We start from the raw sequence: 16,426 nt of genomic DNA on the forward strand, positions 1-16,426 counted from the left end.
CCCCATGTGTGACACGCTGTGTGGCACGCGAACGGCGCCTGTTCGGGGAGTGATTCCTGAACAGGCGCCGTACGTACGGGGGTTGTGGGACGTCAGTCGTTGGCGACCACGGGGTAGCGGGGCTCGTTCTCGGCCATCTGCCGCAGCGCGTCCTTGCGTTCACGCTTGGAGAGCCGGTCGATGTAGAGGTAGCCGTAGAGGTGGTCGGTCTCGTGCTGCAGACACCGGGCGAAGTAGCCGGTGCCACGGACCTTGACCGGGTTGCCCTTCTCGTCCTGCCCGGTGACCTCGGCGTAGTCGGGGCGGGCGAGCGGCGCGTACGCGGTGGGCACCGACAGACAGCCCTCGTTGCTGTCGTCGAGCCGGCGCTTGTCGGCGGGCAGGTCCACGAGCTTCGGGTTGCAGACGACACCCACGTGCCGCCGGCCCTCGTCGTCCTGGCAGTCGTACACGAAGACCTTCAGGTCGACGCCGATCTGGTTGGCGGCGAGACCGACGCCCTCGGCGGTGCGCTGGCTGGCGAACATGTCCGCGACCAGCTGGTCGAGCTCCTCACCGAACTCGGTGACGTCCTTGCACTCCTTGTGCAGCACGGGGTTCCCGACGACGGTGATGGGCCGCGAGGTGCCGCGCTCACGCCAGGCGTTCTCCCGCTCCTCGGTGTCCTCGGTGTCGATGACGAACCCCTCGTCGTCGACGGGGAGCACGCCCGCGTGCTGCTGATCGGTGTCCTGCTGGGCCATGACCGACGTATGCCTTCCTAAAACAAGAACAGGGGGAAGCTGCGGATACAGGGTACGGCGGTCGCGCCCCGCAGGGGCGCGGGGCTGTTTCGATGTGCGGCTCCGCCGCGTGGGCGCGACAAGCCCCCACCGGGCCCGCACCCGACCAACGACCTAGCAGACCTCTTCCAAATCCCGCCAGTCACGAGAATCCGGGCTGTCCGCAACCCACCCGTCCAACAACCCCCGAACCAGCGAAGCCGGCGCAGCCACCCCGCACTCCCGCTCCGGCACCCACAACTGCCCGTCCGTCCGATGCCCCAACGGCCCGGGATGCCCCGGCTCGCTGTGATCGTGCGGATCGAGGTGTTCCCCGTCGCCCTCGTCGGACGGCATCCGCGACTCGGAACACATCCGGCACAGCAGCCGCACCGAGGAGGACCAGTCCTCCGCCGCGAACCCGGCATCGGCAGCCAGCTGCTCCAGGGCGTCCCGGTCGGCCTCGGTGGCCGCTTCCAGCAGCACCACCCACGTCGGCACCGGCGAGGGCGCCCACAGCTCGATCTCGTCGAAGACGGGGTAGGCGTGGCCCGACACGGTCGTCCGCTCACCGTGCGGCACCCCGTCGTGCAGCACGACCTCGCCCCAGCGCCGCCCGGAGGACGGCAGCGGGATGGACAGCACCTCGATACGGGCGGGGTCGAGCCGCCGCCCCCAGACCACCTCGGCCTCGCCCTCGGGGGACAGCCGTACGGCCGCGCTGCCGAGGTCCATGCCGAGCGGCTCCCCGGACGCCGTCGCCCCTCCCCCGGCCTTCGGCCGGGAGGTGCCGCCAGGCAGCCGCAGCCCGTAGGCCTGCCAGGCGCGCCGGGCCAGCGGCCAGTCCTGGAGCGCGGTCGCGGCGATGCCGACGTTCCACCAGTCGGGCGCCCCGGCCTCCCGGTCCAGCAGCGCCACCGCGCGCAGCCCCGCGGCCCGCGCCTGCTCCCAGTCGTGCCGGAACTTGTGCAGGAGGGCGAGGTTGAACCAGGACTCGGACAGCCATGGCTCCAGGTCCGCGGCACGTGTCAGCAGCGCGCCCGCGTCCTCGTACCGGCCGTCGCCGATCAGCGTGAACGCGCGGTCCGTGGCCTGCCGCCAGGAGGCGGAGGGCCGGTGCCGTCCCTTGCCGAAGATCCTCACGATTCCCGCCTGCCGGTTCCGTCGAGTGGGCTGGCTGTGCCCCCGGACACCCTCTCTCTCGCATCCAACCACGTGTGCTCGGAGGGGCGCTCATTACCCATGGGTTACCCCGTCACGGGCGAGGTCAGACAGTCTCTCGACAGCACCCGGGCCAGCGCCTCCACGACCTCCGGAGCGTAGTCCCCCGCGGTGCCCAGGCGCAGCTCCTCCAGCGCGGTCAGTGGCCCGCCGGGCCCGGCGTCCCGCGCCTTCTCCTCGTAGGCGTTGACGGCCCGCACGATCCGCGCGGCCAGCGGCTGCTCCCGGCAGGGGTCGGCCTGCCGCTCCACGACCACGGCGACGGCCGCGTCGACGCCGGTCTGTCGTACGACGGCCCCGCCGAGCAGCGCGATGCGGCGCTGCTCGGGGAGCGGCAGAGCGGCGGTGGCGCCCGCGGGCACCGGGTCGACGAGGCTGAGCTGTCCGATGTCGTGCATGAGGGCGGCGTACTCCAGGACGGTGAGCTCGGGCCGGGACATCCCCAGGTCGCGCCCGACCTCCCGGCTGAGCGCGGCGACCCTGCGGGCGTGCCCGGCGGGGGTGTACCCGGCGATCTCGGTGGCGCGGGCGAGGGAGGCGATGGTCTGCCGGTAGGTGGAGCGGACGGCGGCGTACCGGCGGACGGAGAGCTGGGTGAGCAGCAGCGGCACCGAGAAGACGGGCAGCGCCCACAGCCCCGCGACGGCGACCGCGAGCGCCATCACGGCCCCGGTGGCGACGACGGCCGACCCGATGCCGAGCAGGGCCCGCAGCTCGTCCCGGAGCAGCGGGCCGAAGGGCCAGCGGGCGCGGGAGTGCGCCAGGGCGGCCGCGAGCACGGCGTCGCACAGCGCGGTCAGCGAGAGCAGGGCGAGCAGGAGCAGGGCGTAGGCGGGGCCGCCCCACTGCGCGAACGTCCCCCGGTTGTAGAGGGGTTGGAAGCACACGGCGGCGAACCCGACGGTGAGCATGCGGCGGGAGAGCTGGTCGGCGGTGGGGCCCTGTCCGCGTCCGACGTGCGGCACGCTGCCGACGAGGGAGGCGGCGAGGACGACGGTGACGGCCTGGGCGGCGCCGTGATGTGTGGGCGCGCCGGCGTTCTCGCCGAGCAGGGCGTACGACAGCGCTCCCGCGGCACCGAGTGGCGCGGCCTCCCGGACGTGGGGGCCGCTGCGCCGGTTGAGCTCACCGACGGTGATCAGCACCCCGAAGGCGAGGGCGGTTCCGCGCTCTTCGAGACCGCTCCAGAGGACGGAGCCGAGGGAGCCGAGGGCGAGGAGGGCGGCGCAGGTGTGGACGAGGGTGAGGAGCGGTGGCCGACGGGGCGTCCTGGGCGCGCTCACCGCCGTACCCCCGACCGCCACGCGGTGGTCGGTCGGGGATGCGGCACGCCGGCCTCGTCCGTCTCGTCGGCGGTGACCGCCGGATGCCAGCCGTGCCGGGACAGGGCACGGACGAGGGCCGTCACCATCCGTGGGTCGAACTGGCTGCCCGCGCACCGCTCCAGCTCCTCCAGCGCGGCACCGACCGGCCGGGCCCGCCGGTAGGAGCGGGTGGACGTCATCGCGTCGAAGGCGTCGGCCACGGCCACCACCCGTGCCGACTCCGGGATCTGACTCCCCATCAGTCCGTACGGGTATCCGCTCCCGTCCAGCCGCTCATGGTGGTGCAGCACGGCGGCCCGGGCCTCCCCGAGGAAGGAGATGCCCCGCACCATCTCGTGTCCGTACTCGGGATGCAGCTCGATGACCCGCCGCTCCTCGGGGGTCAGCGGGCCGTCCTTCCGGAGCAGCCGCGTCGGCACCCCGAGCTTGCCCACGTCGTGCAGGATGCCGGCGAACCGCAGCACCTCGGTGCGGGCGTCGTCCATGCCGAGCTCCCGCGCGATCATCATCGACGCCTGGCCGACCCGCTCACTGTGCCCGCGCGTGTACTCGTCCTTGATGTCGACGGCCTGCACCAGCGCCCGGATGGTGGCCTGATGCGCGGCCCGCTCCCGGTGGTACTGCGCGAACACCCACCACGACACGAACATCGGCAGCAGCACGAGCAACGCGGCGACGGGACCGTAGGGACTGCGCCACAGCACGGCCATCATCAGCCCGGCCAGGCCGTGGACGAGGACGGGGGCGAGGGAGCGGAGAAAGAGCCCGCGCCAGGCCCGCCGTACCGGGATCCGCTCGGCGAGCGCCAGGATTCCGCCGTCCAGCAGGCTCAGCACCAGACAGAAGGCGAGCACCGCGGCCCCAACCGGGACCAGCGCGTACGGGAAGTCGGCGGTCACGACCGCGTCCCGGCCGCCCATCGCCCCGTGCACCCGCGCGGCCGCCCACACGCTCACCGCGAGCTGCGCGGCCCGCCAGATCCGGCGCAGCCCTCGTGGCCGCCGCTCGACCGGGGACAGCAGCGCCCCCGGCAGGGCCACGAGGGCGGCGGCCGGGGGCGGCAGCAGAAAGGCGCCGGCGAGCAGGACGGGATGGAAGGTGCCGGCGAACCGCCAGCGGGCGGCGGCCCGCTCGCATCCGGCGTACAGCGCGGTGAGCAGGGCGACGCCCCACCAGGGGGTGGGGACGGCCGGCAGCGGCAGGAGACAGAGCAGTGCGGCCACGGCGACACAGGCGACGTACGCCCGCACGCGCGCCGGCACCGCCTCCATGTCGCCCCTCCAGCCCAGTTCGCACAGCTGCGAGGAGCCTAGGACGGCGAAGGGGGGCGGCGCGGGGTGATCACCTGCCGATTAGCACGTTCGAGTGAACGACGATCGGACGTCCCGGGAGCCCCGCGGCGGGTGGACCGCTCAGGACTCCTGCGGGGTCACCGGCGAGGCCGTCACGTCGTGCTCCGGCACGGTCTGTCCCGAGCGGATCAGATCGAGCCGCCCCAGGACCTTGGAGCGCAGGTCGCTGGGCACGTCGTCATGGCCGCAGCACCGCTTGACGAGCTTCTTCACGGCCTCTTCGAGACCGTACTTCTCCAGGCACGGCGAGCACTCGTTGAAGTGCTGCTTGAACTTGGCGCGATCGACGTCCGGCATCTCGCTGTCGAGGAACTCGTAGAGATGATCGAGTACCTCACTGCAGTCCGTCTCGTGCGGCTCTCCGCAGCTCATGAGCCCGAGCCTTTCGCTTCGTTCGACTCCCCGGCACCGGCCGGGACGAGCCCGCGCTCGCGCGCGTAGTCCTCCAACATGCCGCGCAGTTGACGGCGGCCGCGGTGCAGGCGGGACATCACCGTACCGATGGGTGTCCCCATGATGTCCGCGATCTCCTTGTACGCAAAGCCCTCTACGTCAGCGAGGTAGACGGCGATACGGAATTCCTCGGGGATCGCCTGCAGCGCTTCCTTCACGTCCGAGTCGGGCAGGTGGTCGAGCGCCTGCGACTCGGCGGAGCGCAGACCGGTCGACATGTGCGACTCGGCCCGGGCGAGCTGCCAGTCCTCGATCTCCTCGGCCGCGGAGCGCTGGGGTTCGCGCTGCTTCTTGCGGTACGAGTTGATGAACGTGTTGGTGAGGATCCGGTACAGCCACGCCTTGAGGTTGGTCCCCTCACGGAACTGGTGGAAGGACGCGTACGCCTTGGCGTACGTCTCCTGCACCAGGTCTTCGGCGTCGGCCGGGTTGCGCGTCATACGCAGGGCGGCCGAGTACATCTGGTCGAGGAATTCGAGCGCGTCCCGCTCGAAGCGCGCGGTGCGCTCCGCCGTGGACTCCGTGCTCGCGCCCTGGCCCTCGGGCTGCTCCGCCTGGCCGTTGTCGGTCCCAGCGTCGATCCCAGTGACCGGACCCACCTCCTCAAGATTCCGGGCAGCAACGAAACCGGTGCCACCGGAATTGGAGGATAGACGACTACCCGTCCCGGCCGCCCCTCGAATCGGGGTGGTCTTGGCCGCATGCAGCACCGTCCAGTCCAGGTCAGCACGGCTGCTACGGCTCGGGCAGAAGGTCGAACCCATGCGGCTGACTTCCTCTCCTACGACGGTCTGCGCTGTTCTTCAGCGCTTCTGTCCGCCTCAACAGAGGTCCGCGGCTCAGCATTCCCGGGGCTTCACCCCAGTGACCCGACCCACTTCACAACCGCGTCCGTGATGACCGTCACGGCCTCGTCCTGGGTGATCTCCGCCCGCTTCGGCACGGCGAAGCCGTGATCGCCGTAGGGCACCTCGACCAGCTCGAAGGATCCGTCCGGGAACTCCTGCGGCTTCCCGAAGGGGTCGTTGCCGCCCTGGACGACCAGGGTGGGCACCCCGGACCCGAGCAGCTCGTCGGCGCGCGACTTCTCCGGCTTGCCGGGCGGGTGCAGCGGGAAGCTCAGGGCGAGGACCGCGGCGGCGCCCAGCTCCACAGCCGTACGGCAGGCGACGCGGGCACCGGCGCTGCGGCCGCCGGAGATCACCGGCAGGCCGGGCCGCGCGAGGGCGGGCCAGATGCCCCGCCATCCCACGTCCAGCGTCTTCGGCGCGGGCGCGAGCTTCTTGCCGGCCACCCGCCAGGGCTGCTCGACCAGGGCGACGGTCACTTCGTGCCGGGGAAGTACCGCGGCGAGCGCCTGGAGGTCCCGTGCCTCGATGCCACCGCCGGCGCCATGGCTGACGGCCAGCACGAGCCGTGGCTGCTTCGCCGGGTGCCAGGTGACGCGGGCGTCCCCGGTCCCGGTGCTGATGATCTCGGTCTTCACACCTGAAGGCTAGAAGAGTGTGCCCTCTTCGGGCCCGTCGAGTTCCTTCAGCAGCTCCGGGCCGTTGTTGCGGACGTTGCTGACGGCGGTGGAGACCGGGTAGGCGCGCATGAGCCCCTCGGGCGGGGCCGCCAGCAGGGAGCGCAGGTCCTCCGGGTCCGTGCGGGACGGGTCGAGCCAGGTGTCCCAGCGGTCCGGGGTGAGCATGAGCGGCATCCGGGGGTGGATGTCGGCGAGGGAGCGCGGGCCGTCGGCCGGGGAGACGCCCAGCGGGCCCGTCTCCGCCTCGGTGGTGATCACGGAGCAGGTCGCCCACCATGCCTGCGGGTGGTCGTCGGGCAGGGTCTTGTCCCGCCAGAACTCGTACAGCCCGGCCATCGCGAACACCGAACAGTCGGCGGGCAGCACGAAGTAGGGCTGCTTGCGCGGCCGCTTCTTCTTTCCCTCGACCTCCAGGTCCCGCTCGCCGGACCCCGTGACCCACTCGTAGTAGCCGTCGGCCGGGATGATGCAGCGCCGGGTGGCGAACGCCCTCTTGTACGACGGCTTCTCGTGCACGGTCTCCGCGCGCGCGTTGATCATCCGGGCCGCGCCCTCGGGCGTCTTCGACCAGCTCGGGACCAGTCCCCACTTCAGCTTCCGCAGCTGCCGAACCGGCCGCGGGTCCTCGACGTCCTTGAGAGGACGGTCGAGGACGGCATAGACCTCCTTGGTCGGGGCCACGTTGTAGTCGGGCTCCAAGGTCTCCTCGGGTTCCCACTTCTCGATCTCAAAGATTCCTGCGAGATCCTCGGGCCCACGACTGGCTGCATACCGTCCGCACATACGTGCCACACTGCCAGACTCCGCACGACGAGAGGGAGCCACCGGGAAACATGGACAGCACCGCATCGACCGCGCTGCCCGACCTCTGGGACCGGCTCATAGGACTGCAACCCGACCCCGATCTGTGGGTGGTGCTGGGCACCATGGTGGCGGCGCTCGCCATAGTGGTCCCCCATACGCTGTGGCGGCTCTCGCGCAACGCCATCACCATCGCCCACGAGGGCGGCCACGGTCTGGTCGCCCTGCTCACCGGACGTCAGCTCACCGGCATACGGCTGCACTCCGACACCAGCGGCCTCACGGTCAGCCGGGGCAAGCCGCACGGCATCGGCATGATCCTCACCGCCGCGGCCGGATACACCGCTCCCCCGCTGCTCGGCCTGGGCGGTGCCGCACTGCTCGCCGCCGGCCGCATCACCCTGCTGCTGTGGGCGGCGACGGCCCTGCTGGTGGCGATGCTGGTGATGATCCGCAACGCGTACGGAGCGCTGACGGTGCTGCTCACCGGCGGCACGTTCGTGGTGGTGTCCTGGCTCGCCGGACCGCAGGTGCAGGCCGCGTTCGCGTACGCGGTGGTGTGGTTCCTGCTGCTCGGCGGGGTGCGTCCCGCTTTCGAGCTACAGGCGAAGAGGGCGCGGGGCGGGGCGGGTGACTCGGACGCGGACCAGTTGTCCCGTCTGACGCATGTCCCGGCGGGCCTGTGGTTGTTCCTGTTCCACGCGGTGAGTCTGTGCTCTCTGATAGGCGGCGGCAGGTGGTTGCTGGAGGTGTGACGCGGTCCCGAAGACGCCCGTCACAGGGGCGGCCGGCCCGACGGCGCCGCACCGGAAACACGACCCCCTACTAAAGTGGCCCCATGGCTTCGAACCCCTCAGACACCGCCCTCTGGCCCGCCCCCCACGCGAGCGCAGCCGTCGACGCGACGGTCCACGTACCGGGGTCGAAGTCAGTCACCAACCGCGCCCTCGTCCTGGCCGCCCTCGCCAGCGAGCCGGGGTGGCTGCGCCGCCCCCTCCGCTCCCGCGACACCCTCCTCATGGCGGCCGCCCTGCGCGAGATGGGCGTGGGCATCGAAGAGGGGGTCGGCCCCGACGGCACCGGTGAGACCTGGCGCGTCCTGCCGGCCGGCCTCCGCGGCCCCGCCACGGTGGACGTCGGCAACGCCGGCACCGTCATGCGCTTCCTGCCGCCCGTCGCCGCCCTCGCCGACGGCGAGATCCACTTCGACGGCGACCCGAGGTCGTACGAACGCCCTCTGCACGGTGTGATCGACGCCCTGCGCGTCCTCGGCGCGCGGATCGACGACGACGGGCGCGGCGCGCTGCCGCTCACGGTGCACGGCGGCGGCGCCCTGGACGGCGGCCCGGTCGAGATCGACGCGTCCTCGTCGTCCCAGTTCGTGTCGGCGCTCCTGCTCTCCGGCCCGCGCTTCAACCAGGGCGTCGAGGTCCGGCACGTGGGCTCGGCCCTGCCCTCGATGCCGCACATCCGGATGACCGTGGACATGCTGCGCGCGGTCGGCGCCCAGGTGGACACCCCGGAGTCGGGCGGCGAGCCGAACGTCTGGCGGGTCACGCCGGGCGCCCTGCTGGGCCGCGACCTGACCGTCGAGCCCGACCTCTCCAACGCCCAGCCGTTCCTGGCGGCGGCCCTGGTGACCGGCGGCAAGGTCGTGATCCCGGACTGGCCGGCCCGCACCACCCAGCCCGGCGACCGGTTGCGCGAGATCTTCACCGAGATGGGCGGTTCCTGCGAACTCACCGAGTACGGCCTGGTGTTCACCGGTTCAGGTGCGATCCACGGCATCGATGTCGACCTCGGCGAGGTCGGCGAGCTGACCCCCGGCATCGCGGCCGTGGCGGCCCTCGCGGACTCCCCCTCCACCCTGCGGGGGGTGGCCCATCTGCGCCTGCACGAGACGGACCGGCTGGCCGCGCTCACCAAGGAGATCAACGAACTCGGCGGTGACGTCACCGAGACGGCCGACGGCCTGCACATCCGCCCGCGTCGGCTGCACGGCGGGATCTTCCACACCTATGAGGACCACCGCATGGCCACGGCAGGCGCGATCATCGGCCTCGCGGTCGAGGGAGTGCAGATCGAGAACGTCGCGACGACGGCCAAGACCCTGCCGGACTTCCCGGACATGTGGAGCGGGATGCTCGGGAGCGAGAAGGCGTAGGGGACACACGCCATGCGCCGCTACGGCAAGCACACCGACGAGGACGACATCCGCAGCCGCCCCAACCGCAAGGGCAACCGGCCGCGCACCCACATCCGGCCCAAGCACGAGGACGCCTCCTGGGGCATGGTCCTCACCGTCGACCGGGGCCGCCTGACCGTCCTGGTCGACGACCGGATCGTGATGGCGATGAAGGCCCGTGAGCTGGGCCGCAAGGCGGCGATCGTCGGCGACCGGGTGGCCCTCGTCGGCGACCTGTCCGGCCAGAAGGACACCCTCGCCCGGATCGTCCGCATCGAGGAGCGCACGTCGGTCCTGCGCCGTACCGCCGACGACGACGACCCCTACGAGCGGGTGGTCGTCGCCAACGCCGACCAGCTCGCCATCGTCACGGCCCTCGCCGACCCGGAACCCCGCCCCCGCCTCATCGACCGCTGCCTGGTGGCGGCCTTCGACGGCGGCCTCACCCCGCTCCTGGTGATGACCAAGTCGGACCTGGCCCCGCCGGACAAACTCCTGGAGCTCTACGGCGACCTGGACATCCCCTACGTCGTCACCAGCCGCGAGGAGCTGGAGAGCGGCGCCGCGGTCGACCGGGTGCGCGAGCAGCTCGACGGCAAGATCACGGCGTTCGTCGGGCACTCGGGCGTCGGCAAGACAACCCTGGTCAACGCGCTGGTCCCGGAGGACCGCAGGCGGCTGACCGGCCATGTCAACGCGGTGACCGGCCGCGGCCGGCACACCACGACGTCGGCGCTGGCGCTCCCTCTGGCGGGCGACGACGGTTGGGTGATCGACACCCCGGGCCTGCGGTCGTTCGGGCTGCACCACGTGGACCCGTCCCGGGTGATCCACGCGTTCCCCGACCTGGAACCGGGCACCGAGAACTGCCCGCGCGCCTGCAGTCACGACGAGCCGGACTGCGCGCTGGACGCGTGGGTCGCCGAGGGCCACGCCGACCCGGCCCGGCTGTACTCCCTGCGGCGGCTGCTCTCGACACGGGAGCGCACGGAGGGCGACTGAGAGAGGGCGCGGGAGGCGAGTGAGACAGGGCGCCGGAGGGGACTGACCTCCGCGTTGTTTGGCTGTACGCGAGTTCGGTAAGTGCATACTCGCACCGAGCCGGGGATGCGGCCGGACATACGGGAGGACAGCACATGGCGTGGCTGCTGGTGGTGGTGGCCGGGTTGCTGGAGACCGGTTTCGCCGTGTGCCTGAAGCTCTCCCACGGTTTCACCCGGCTGGGGCCCACGATCGCCTTCTGTATCTTCGCCCTCGGCAGCTTCGGGCTGCTGACCCTGTCCCTGAGGAAGCTGGACGTCGGCCCCGCGTATGCGGTGTGGACCGGCATCGGCGCGGCGGGCACCGCGATCTACGGGATGGTCTTCCTCGACGACCTGGTGTCGACGCTGAAGATCGTCTCGATCAGCCTGGTGATCATCGGGGTGATCGGCCTCCAGCTCTCAGGCTCGCAGCACTAGGCGGCGGTCACACCGGCTGCCGGTGCAGCGCGCTGCGCACCAGATCCGCGACCCCGCCCTCACCCGGCGAGGCCGCCACGCAGGACAGGGCGAGCCGGACGGCGAGCTCGCAGGAGCGGGCGAGTTCGGGGACGTCCGACTTGTGGACGCCGGGTCCGGAGAGGACGGAGACGGCGCGGTCGCGCACCAGTGCCACGAAGTCGCCGGGTGACGGCAGCTGCCCGTCGGCCCGGCGCTGTGCCGGTACGGCGGAGGAGGACGGCACCGCCGAGAGCGTCGGCGAAGGCAGCCGCTCGCTCCAGCAGCCGGTGAGCATGGCCCGTACCAGCGCGTTCTCCCGGGCGGAGGCGGTGATCCACTCGGCGGTCGCGGTCAGCCGCTCGCGGCCGTCGCCATGTGTGGTGAGCGCCCGGTCGACGCCGACGAGATAGCGGTCGGCCTCTCGTCTCACCAGCGCGCGGGCCAGCCCTTCCTTGCTCCCGAACTCGTTGTACAGCGTCTGCCGGGACACTCCGGCCGTCGCCGCGACATCCACCATCCTCACGGCGGACCATGGCCGACGCGCCAACGCCGCATAAGCGGCGTCCAGCAGCGATTCCCGCGCAGCAGGCATCATCGCCTCCCAGGGAGCAAGCAGCTCTGCGCCCAGATTTGACGCGCGCGGCGGCACTGTCAAGGGTGCGCGGGGGCATGCGCTCACTCATGGGGGGCGCGGGCAACCGCGGGCTCGACCGCGCCACGCCCGCGGCCGCCCCACGAACGGCGGCACCCCCTTCGCACTGTCCACACTGCGACCCTGGTAGCCCCGTACGGGGACCCCCGGATACCGTTCGCAACATGCCGGACTACCTCGACGACCTCCGCCTCGCCCACGTCCTAGCGGACGCGGCCGACGCGACCACCATGGACCGCTTCAAGGCACTGGACCTCAAGGTCGAGACAAAGCCGGACATGACCCCGGTCAGTGAGGCGGACAAGGCGGCGGAAGAACTGATCCGCGGCCACCTCAAGCGCGCCCGTCCCCGCGACGCCATCCTCGGCGAGGAGTACGGCATCGAGGGCACCGGCCCGCGCCGCTGGGTCATCGACCCCATCGACGGCACCAAGAACTACGTCCGGGGCGTCCCCGTCTGGGCCACCCTGATCTCCCTGATGGAAGCGGCGGAGGGCGGCTACCAGCCCGTCGTCGGCGTGGTCTCCGCCCCGGCTCTCGGGCGCCGTTGGTGGGCAGCGAAGGGCCACGGCGCGTTCAGCGGCCGCAGCCTCACCTCCGCCTCCCGACTCCAGGTCTCCAAGGTCGGCAAGCTCTCGGACGCCTCCTTCGCGTACTCCTCCCTCACCGGCTGGGAGGACCAGGGCCGCCTGGGCGGCTTCCTGGACCTGACCCGCGCGGTGTGGCGCACGCGCGCGTACGGCGACTTCTGGCCGTACATGATGGTCGCCGAGGGCGCGGTCGACCTCTGCGCGGAACCGGAGCTCTCCCTCTGGGACATGGCCGCGAACGCGATCGTCGTCACGGAGGCCGGCGGCACCTTCACCGGCCTCGACGGCCGCCCCGGCCCGCACAGCGGCAACGCGGCCGCCTCCAACGGCCTGCTCCACGACGAGTTCCTGGGGTATCTCAACGAGCGTTGCTAGGGGCGCGGAGCACTTCCGGAGAACACATCTGAGCGCGCACGCCCTCAATCGGCGGCGCGCGCCCTCTTGTTGACCCCCGCTTTACCTGCGACTCTGAGGGGACCCTCATTTGTGAACTTGTGAACCAATGAACGAACTCATTGGTTCCACAGGAGGTGACTGCGAACCCATGCTCGTCCGCGACGCCATGAGCACGGTGGTCCTCACCATCGGCCCCGCCCACACGCTCCGCCAGGCCGCCGCCCTGATGTCCGCCCGCAGGGTGGGCGCGGCCGTGGTCCTCGATCCCGACGGCACCGGCACCGGCACCGGCATTCTGACCGAACGCGACATCCTGAACTCCGTCGGACTGGGCCAGAGCCCGGACACGGAGTACGTCCACGCCCACACCACGACCGACGTCGTCTTCGCCACCCCGGCCTGGACCCTGGAGGAGGCCGCGCAGGCGATGGCCCACGGCGGCTTCCGGCACCTCATCGTCCTGGACCACGGCGAGCCCGCGGGCATCGTCTCGGTCCGCGACATCATCCGCTGCTGGGCGCCCGCACGGCAGCGCGTACCGGCCGGCACCGGTTCAGCGCATTAGACCCGGTCCAATTCGAGCAGCCCTCCAAACTCACACCCGTTCGGATTCTGGTCTCCAGCTGTTAGTCTGGAGCGCATGAGCGACCTTTTGGAACGACTGCGCGGCCGCGGATGGCGGATGACCGCACAGCGGCGCGTCGTGGCCGAGGTCCTCGACGGCGAACACGTCCACCTGACGGCCGACGAGGTCCACGCACGCGCCGTGGCCAAGCTGCCCGAGATCTCCCGGGCGACCGTCTACAACACGCTGGGCGAGCTGGTCTCCCTCGGCGAGGTGCTCGAAGTCGCCACCGACAAGCGCGCCAAGAGGTACGACCCGAACGCCCACCGGCCCCACCACCACCTGGTGTGCGCCCAGTGCGGCGCCATCCGGGACGTGCACCCCACGGGCAACCCGCTGGCCGAGCTGCCCGACTCGGAGCGCTTCGGCTTCACCGTCTCGGGCGTCGAGGTGACGTACCGCGGCGTGTGCCCGAACTGCGCCGCGGCGTAACAGCCTTCACCGAAGCCCCGGCGTCCCTGGTGGACGCCGGGGCTTCGTGCTGTCCACAGCCATTCACACGGTCCATGACCTTCCTGAATCGGCCGTCCGCCCCGCTCCGTCGACGCCCTCGGCCCGCTCGACCTCAGCGTCGCGCCCGGCGAGTTCGTCTGCCTGGTCGGCCCCTCGAGCTGCGGCAAGTCGACGCCGCTGCGCATCACCGCGGGCCTGCTCCGCCCGAGCACGGGCACCCTGGAGATCCGCACGACCACGGCCCGCCCGGCCGCCACTCTGGGGTCACCGCCCATGAAAACACCGAGGGCCGGAACCCTTTCGGATTCCGGCCCTCGGCCTTCAGTAGCGGGGACAGGATTTGAACCTGCGACCTCTGGGTTATGAGCCCAGCGAGCTACCGAGCTGCTCCACCCCGCGGCGATGAATGCAACGTTACGTGAAGAGAGAGTCCAGAGGCAAATCGCTTGTTCGCCGACGCCCCCACGGCGCATCGCTACGCCGACAGCTCCTCACGCAGGGCGTCCCGCAGCCGGGCCGCCCGCTCGGAGACCTCCGCAGGTCCCAGGGCCACCGCCCGGTCGGCCCACCGCTGCCCCTCGGCCAGTTCGCCCCGACGCGCGTAGACCAGGGCCAACCGCAGCGCCGCCCGTCCGTGCCCCGCGTCGGCCGCCCGGGCCCACCACACGGCGGCCTCCGGCTCGCTCCCCTCCCGGGCGAGCAGCAGCCCCAGGTTGAACGCCCCGTTGCGGGAGCCCGCCTCCGCGGCCTCCCGGTACCACCGGGCCGCCTCCACGACATCGCCCCGCGCGGCGGCGAGCATGCCCACCCGCACCTGCGCCCGGCGGTGCCCCTGGGAAGCCGCCCGCTCGTACCACTCCTCGCACTCGCTCTTCTCCTCGTGCACGGGCTCTCCGAGCGAGTGCGCGGGCACCGGCGGCCGCCGGGCGTCCAGCACGGTCGCCAGCCGGTACGCGGCCTCCGCGCTGCCACCTCCCGCCGCACACCGAAGGTGGCGCTCCGCCCCAGCCTCGTCGCCGTCCCGCAGCCGCGCGATGCCCACCTGGAGCGCCGCCTCGGTGTGCCCGGCGGCGGCGGCCCGCTCGTACCACCGCAGGGCGACGGCCTCCTCGCCCCGCCCGGCGAACAGGATGCCGAGGTTGAACGCGGCGTCCACGCTCCCGGCCTCCGCGGCCTTGGAGAACCATGGCTCGGCCCCGGCCGTGTCCCCGCCCTGGAGCAGCAGGATGGCCAGCGCGTTGGCCGCCTCCCGGTGTCCGGCGTACGCGGCCCGTCGGTACCACTGCTCCGCCTGCGCGGTCCGTCCCTGCTCGGCGCAGAGCAGTCCGAGGTTGTACGCGCCGTTGTCGTCGCCCGCGTCCATCGCGGCCCGGTACCAGCGCTCGGCGGTCTGCGGCTCGCCGCGCTCGGCGTGCAGGGCGCCCAGCGCGTTGGCCGCGTTGCCGTCGCCGTCCTGTGCGGCGCGCAGCCACCAGACGGCGGCGCTCTCGGTGTCCCCGGCGTCCCGCAACAGGAAGCCGAGGGCGCAGGCGGCCCGCGCCTCGCCGTCCTTGGCGGACGTCAGATACCAGCGCCCGGCCTCCTTGAGCGCGCCGCGCCGCTCCAGGATCGCCCCGAGATGCAGCGCCGCCCGCCGGTGACCGCGTGCGGCGGCCTGCCGGTACCACTGCTCGGCCTCGGCTCCGGCCCCGTCGTCGTCCCCGACGTGTCCTTCGGCCAACCGGCGGTCGAGTGCGCGGGCCAGCCGATAGGCCGCCTCCCGGTGCCCCCGCTCGGCGGCGATCCGCATCCACTGCTCGGCGCCGGCGTCCCCGCGGTGCTCCAGCAGGTCGGCGAGTGCGTAGGCGCCCAGCGCGTGCCCCTGCTCGGCGGACTGGCGCAGCCAGTACTCGGCGGCGGGCTCGTCGCCCCGCTCCCGGTGGTGGCGGCCCAGCGCGTGTGCGGCCGCGGCGGACCCGGCGACGGCGGCGATCCGCCACCAGCCGGCGGCGTCGTCGGCGTATCCGCGCTGGTGCAGCAGAACGCCGAGGTTGTTGGCGGCGGCCCGGTCGCCGGCGGCGGTGGCGGCACGCAGATGGGGCTCGGCTCCGTCGAGGTCGCCGCGGCGCAGCAGAAGGGCGCCGAGGACGCTCATCGCCTCGACGTCGCCGGCCTGCGCGGCCAGGCGCTGCCGTGCCTCCTCGGCAGCCTCACCGGTCTCGTCCCGGTCCATGGGCTGCGACAAATCGCCCGTCGACTCCGAAACATCGGCAGGCTGCACAAAACGCCCTGTCTCCAACAGAGTTGCCTTGTCCCCCATAACGTCCATCGTCGCACCACCATCAACCTGGGTACACCTGGTATACCGCAGCCATTGAGGTCACTTCAGCGTTTTGTCGACATGCCCACAGAGAGACAAGTCAAACACGGCACCCCCCAACTCCCCGAGGCGGCACGGCCGTCGCGGCGACCGGTACATGCGTTCGCACATCACGAAGGCCCGGATCCTCTAGAGGATCCGACCGCCAGGCGCGACGCCGACCATCGACACGTCCAGCGCGTCCAGGAACATCGCGGCGCACAGCACCAGCAGGGTGCCCCAGAGCCTGGGTGTCCAGCGGACC

17 protein-coding genes, 1 tRNA gene and 1 pseudogene are annotated in these 16,426 nt (G+C 72.0%); 8 read left to right on the plus strand and 11 right to left on the minus strand.

Features of this window, described 5'->3' with window-relative positions; all coding sequences use genetic code 11:
• Positions 1-92 precede the first annotated feature (92 nt).
• The 8 genes from def to ABZT93_RS12790 all read right to left on the minus strand — a co-directional run bounded on the left by def (position 93) and on the right by ABZT93_RS12790 (position 7,423).
• On the minus strand, positions 93-743 hold the full coding sequence (gene def, locus ABZT93_RS12755; protein ID WP_306976537.1) for a peptide deformylase: 651 nt from the start codon (positions 741-743) through the stop codon (positions 93-95).
• A 153-nt stretch (positions 744-896) separates the two neighbouring features.
• On the minus strand, positions 897-1,904 hold the full coding sequence (locus ABZT93_RS12760) for a hypothetical protein (protein WP_356102862.1): 1,008 nt from the start codon (positions 1,902-1,904) through the stop codon (positions 897-899).
• Between the two features lie 104 nt (positions 1,905-2,008).
• Positions 2,009-3,265, minus strand: coding sequence for an HD domain-containing protein (locus ABZT93_RS12765; protein WP_356102863.1), 1,257 nt, complete (start codon positions 3,263-3,265; stop codon positions 2,009-2,011).
• Positions 3,262-4,578, minus strand: coding sequence for an HD-GYP domain-containing protein (locus ABZT93_RS12770; protein WP_356102865.1), 1,317 nt, complete (start codon positions 4,576-4,578; stop codon positions 3,262-3,264). The genes ABZT93_RS12765 and ABZT93_RS12770 overlap by 4 nt, the downstream gene beginning before the upstream one ends.
• Positions 4,579-4,719: 141 nt before the next feature.
• A complete protein-coding gene (rsrA, locus tag ABZT93_RS12775) occupies positions 4,720-5,031 on the minus strand; it encodes a mycothiol system anti-sigma-R factor (RefSeq protein WP_037719741.1) in 312 nt (103 codons plus the stop codon).
• Positions 5,028-5,711 (minus strand): RNA polymerase sigma factor SigR, encoded by a 684-nt coding sequence (sigR, locus tag ABZT93_RS12780; protein WP_007384596.1) that lies wholly within the window; start codon positions 5,709-5,711, stop codon positions 5,028-5,030. The genes rsrA and sigR overlap by 4 nt, the downstream gene beginning before the upstream one ends.
• 257 nt (positions 5,712-5,968) lie before the next feature.
• On the minus strand, positions 5,969-6,598 hold the full coding sequence (locus ABZT93_RS12785) for an alpha/beta family hydrolase (protein WP_356102868.1): 630 nt from the start codon (positions 6,596-6,598) through the stop codon (positions 5,969-5,971).
• Positions 6,599-6,607: 9 nt separating this feature from the next.
• Positions 6,608-7,423 (minus strand): SOS response-associated peptidase, encoded by an 816-nt coding sequence (locus ABZT93_RS12790; protein WP_356102871.1) that lies wholly within the window; start codon positions 7,421-7,423, stop codon positions 6,608-6,610.
• Positions 7,424-7,473: 50 nt separating this feature from the next.
• On the opposite strand from ABZT93_RS12790, the gene ABZT93_RS12795 reads away from it, so the two are divergent.
• The 4 genes from ABZT93_RS12795 to ABZT93_RS12810 all read left to right on the plus strand — a co-directional run bounded on the left by ABZT93_RS12795 (position 7,474) and on the right by ABZT93_RS12810 (position 11,086).
• Positions 7,474-8,196 carry a M50 family metallopeptidase gene (locus tag ABZT93_RS12795; RefSeq protein ID WP_356102874.1) on the plus strand — a complete coding sequence of 241 codons (723 nt, stop codon included), beginning with the start codon at positions 7,474-7,476 and terminating at the stop codon, positions 8,194-8,196.
• A gap of 83 nt (positions 8,197-8,279) precedes the next feature.
• Positions 8,280-9,605, plus strand: coding sequence for a 3-phosphoshikimate 1-carboxyvinyltransferase (gene aroA, locus ABZT93_RS12800; protein WP_356102877.1), 1,326 nt, complete (start codon positions 8,280-8,282; stop codon positions 9,603-9,605).
• 12 nt (positions 9,606-9,617) lie between these two features.
• The gene (gene rsgA / locus ABZT93_RS12805; protein ID WP_007384591.1) at positions 9,618-10,628 is read left to right on the plus strand and encodes a ribosome small subunit-dependent GTPase A; all 1,011 of its coding nucleotides are present in this window, start codon (positions 9,618-9,620) and stop codon (positions 10,626-10,628) included.
• Between the two features lie 134 nt (positions 10,629-10,762).
• Positions 10,763-11,086: a multidrug efflux SMR transporter gene (locus ABZT93_RS12810; protein WP_356102881.1), complete on the plus strand. Its 324-nt coding sequence runs from the start codon at positions 10,763-10,765 to the stop codon at positions 11,084-11,086.
• A gap of 7 nt (positions 11,087-11,093) precedes the next feature.
• On the opposite strand, the gene ABZT93_RS12815 is transcribed toward ABZT93_RS12810, so the two are convergent.
• The gene (locus ABZT93_RS12815) at positions 11,094-11,702 is read right to left on the minus strand and encodes a TetR/AcrR family transcriptional regulator (protein ID WP_356102884.1); all 609 of its coding nucleotides are present in this window, start codon (positions 11,700-11,702) and stop codon (positions 11,094-11,096) included.
• A 221-nt stretch (positions 11,703-11,923) separates the two neighbouring features.
• On the opposite strand from ABZT93_RS12815, the gene hisN reads away from it, so the two are divergent.
• From hisN to ABZT93_RS12835, 4 genes and pseudogenes are all read left to right on the plus strand, one after another.
• Positions 11,924-12,724 carry a histidinol-phosphatase gene (hisN, locus tag ABZT93_RS12820; RefSeq protein ID WP_356102887.1) on the plus strand — a complete coding sequence of 267 codons (801 nt, stop codon included), beginning with the start codon at positions 11,924-11,926 and terminating at the stop codon, positions 12,722-12,724.
• A 169-nt stretch (positions 12,725-12,893) separates the two neighbouring features.
• Positions 12,894-13,310, plus strand: coding sequence for a CBS domain-containing protein (locus ABZT93_RS12825; protein ID WP_356102890.1), 417 nt, complete (start codon positions 12,894-12,896; stop codon positions 13,308-13,310).
• 75 nt (positions 13,311-13,385) lie between these two features.
• Positions 13,386-13,802 carry a Fur family transcriptional regulator gene (locus tag ABZT93_RS12830; protein WP_356028658.1) on the plus strand — a complete coding sequence of 139 codons (417 nt, stop codon included), beginning with the start codon at positions 13,386-13,388 and terminating at the stop codon, positions 13,800-13,802.
• Between the two features lie 87 nt (positions 13,803-13,889).
• Positions 13,890-14,078: pseudogene (locus ABZT93_RS12835) on the plus strand (ATP-binding cassette domain-containing protein); the annotation flags it as partial.
• A 70-nt stretch (positions 14,079-14,148) separates the two neighbouring features.
• Here the strand turns inward: ABZT93_RS12835 and ABZT93_RS12840 are convergent.
• Both ABZT93_RS12840 and ABZT93_RS12845 read right to left on the minus strand, forming a co-directional pair.
• Positions 14,149-14,222: transfer RNA gene (locus tag ABZT93_RS12840), tRNA-Met, on the minus strand.
• 76 nt (positions 14,223-14,298) lie between these two features.
• On the minus strand, positions 14,299-16,131 hold the full coding sequence (locus tag ABZT93_RS12845) for a sel1 repeat family protein (RefSeq protein WP_356102892.1): 1,833 nt from the start codon (positions 16,129-16,131) through the stop codon (positions 14,299-14,301).
• Between the last annotated feature and the right edge of the window lie 295 nt (positions 16,132-16,426).

The organism is Streptomyces sp. NPDC005303 (genome assembly GCF_040607335.1).
GTDB lineage: Bacteria > Actinomycetota > Actinomycetes > Streptomycetales > Streptomycetaceae > Streptomyces.

Excerpts from the sequence above, each read along its gene's own strand:
- ABZT93_RS12790 (WP_356102871.1), bottom strand. The coding sequence starts at position 7,423 with ATGTGCGGACGGTATGCAGCCAGTCGTGGGCCCGAGGATCTCGCAGGA.
- ABZT93_RS12795 (WP_356102874.1), top strand. The coding sequence starts at position 7,474 with ATGGACAGCACCGCATCGACCGCGCTGCCCGACCTCTGGGACCGGCTC.
- def (WP_306976537.1), bottom strand. The coding sequence starts at position 743 with ATGGCCCAGCAGGACACCGATCAGCAGCACGCGGGCGTGCTCCCCGTC.
- ABZT93_RS12825 (WP_356102890.1), top strand. The coding sequence starts at position 12,894 with ATGCTCGTCCGCGACGCCATGAGCACGGTGGTCCTCACCATCGGCCCC.
- hisN (WP_356102887.1), top strand. The coding sequence starts at position 11,924 with ATGCCGGACTACCTCGACGACCTCCGCCTCGCCCACGTCCTAGCGGAC.
- ABZT93_RS12830 (WP_356028658.1), top strand. The coding sequence starts at position 13,386 with ATGAGCGACCTTTTGGAACGACTGCGCGGCCGCGGATGGCGGATGACC.
- ABZT93_RS12810 (WP_356102881.1), top strand. The coding sequence starts at position 10,763 with ATGGCGTGGCTGCTGGTGGTGGTGGCCGGGTTGCTGGAGACCGGTTTC.
- rsrA (WP_037719741.1), bottom strand. The coding sequence starts at position 5,031 with ATGAGCTGCGGAGAGCCGCACGAGACGGACTGCAGTGAGGTACTCGAT.
- ABZT93_RS12845 (WP_356102892.1), bottom strand. The coding sequence starts at position 16,131 with ATGGACGTTATGGGGGACAAGGCAACTCTGTTGGAGACAGGGCGTTTT.
- ABZT93_RS12815 (WP_356102884.1), bottom strand. The coding sequence starts at position 11,702 with ATGATGCCTGCTGCGCGGGAATCGCTGCTGGACGCCGCTTATGCGGCG.
- ABZT93_RS12770 (WP_356102865.1), bottom strand. The coding sequence starts at position 4,578 with ATGGAGGCGGTGCCGGCGCGCGTGCGGGCGTACGTCGCCTGTGTCGCC.
- rsgA (WP_007384591.1), top strand. The coding sequence starts at position 9,618 with ATGCGCCGCTACGGCAAGCACACCGACGAGGACGACATCCGCAGCCGC.
- aroA (WP_356102877.1), top strand. The coding sequence starts at position 8,280 with ATGGCTTCGAACCCCTCAGACACCGCCCTCTGGCCCGCCCCCCACGCG.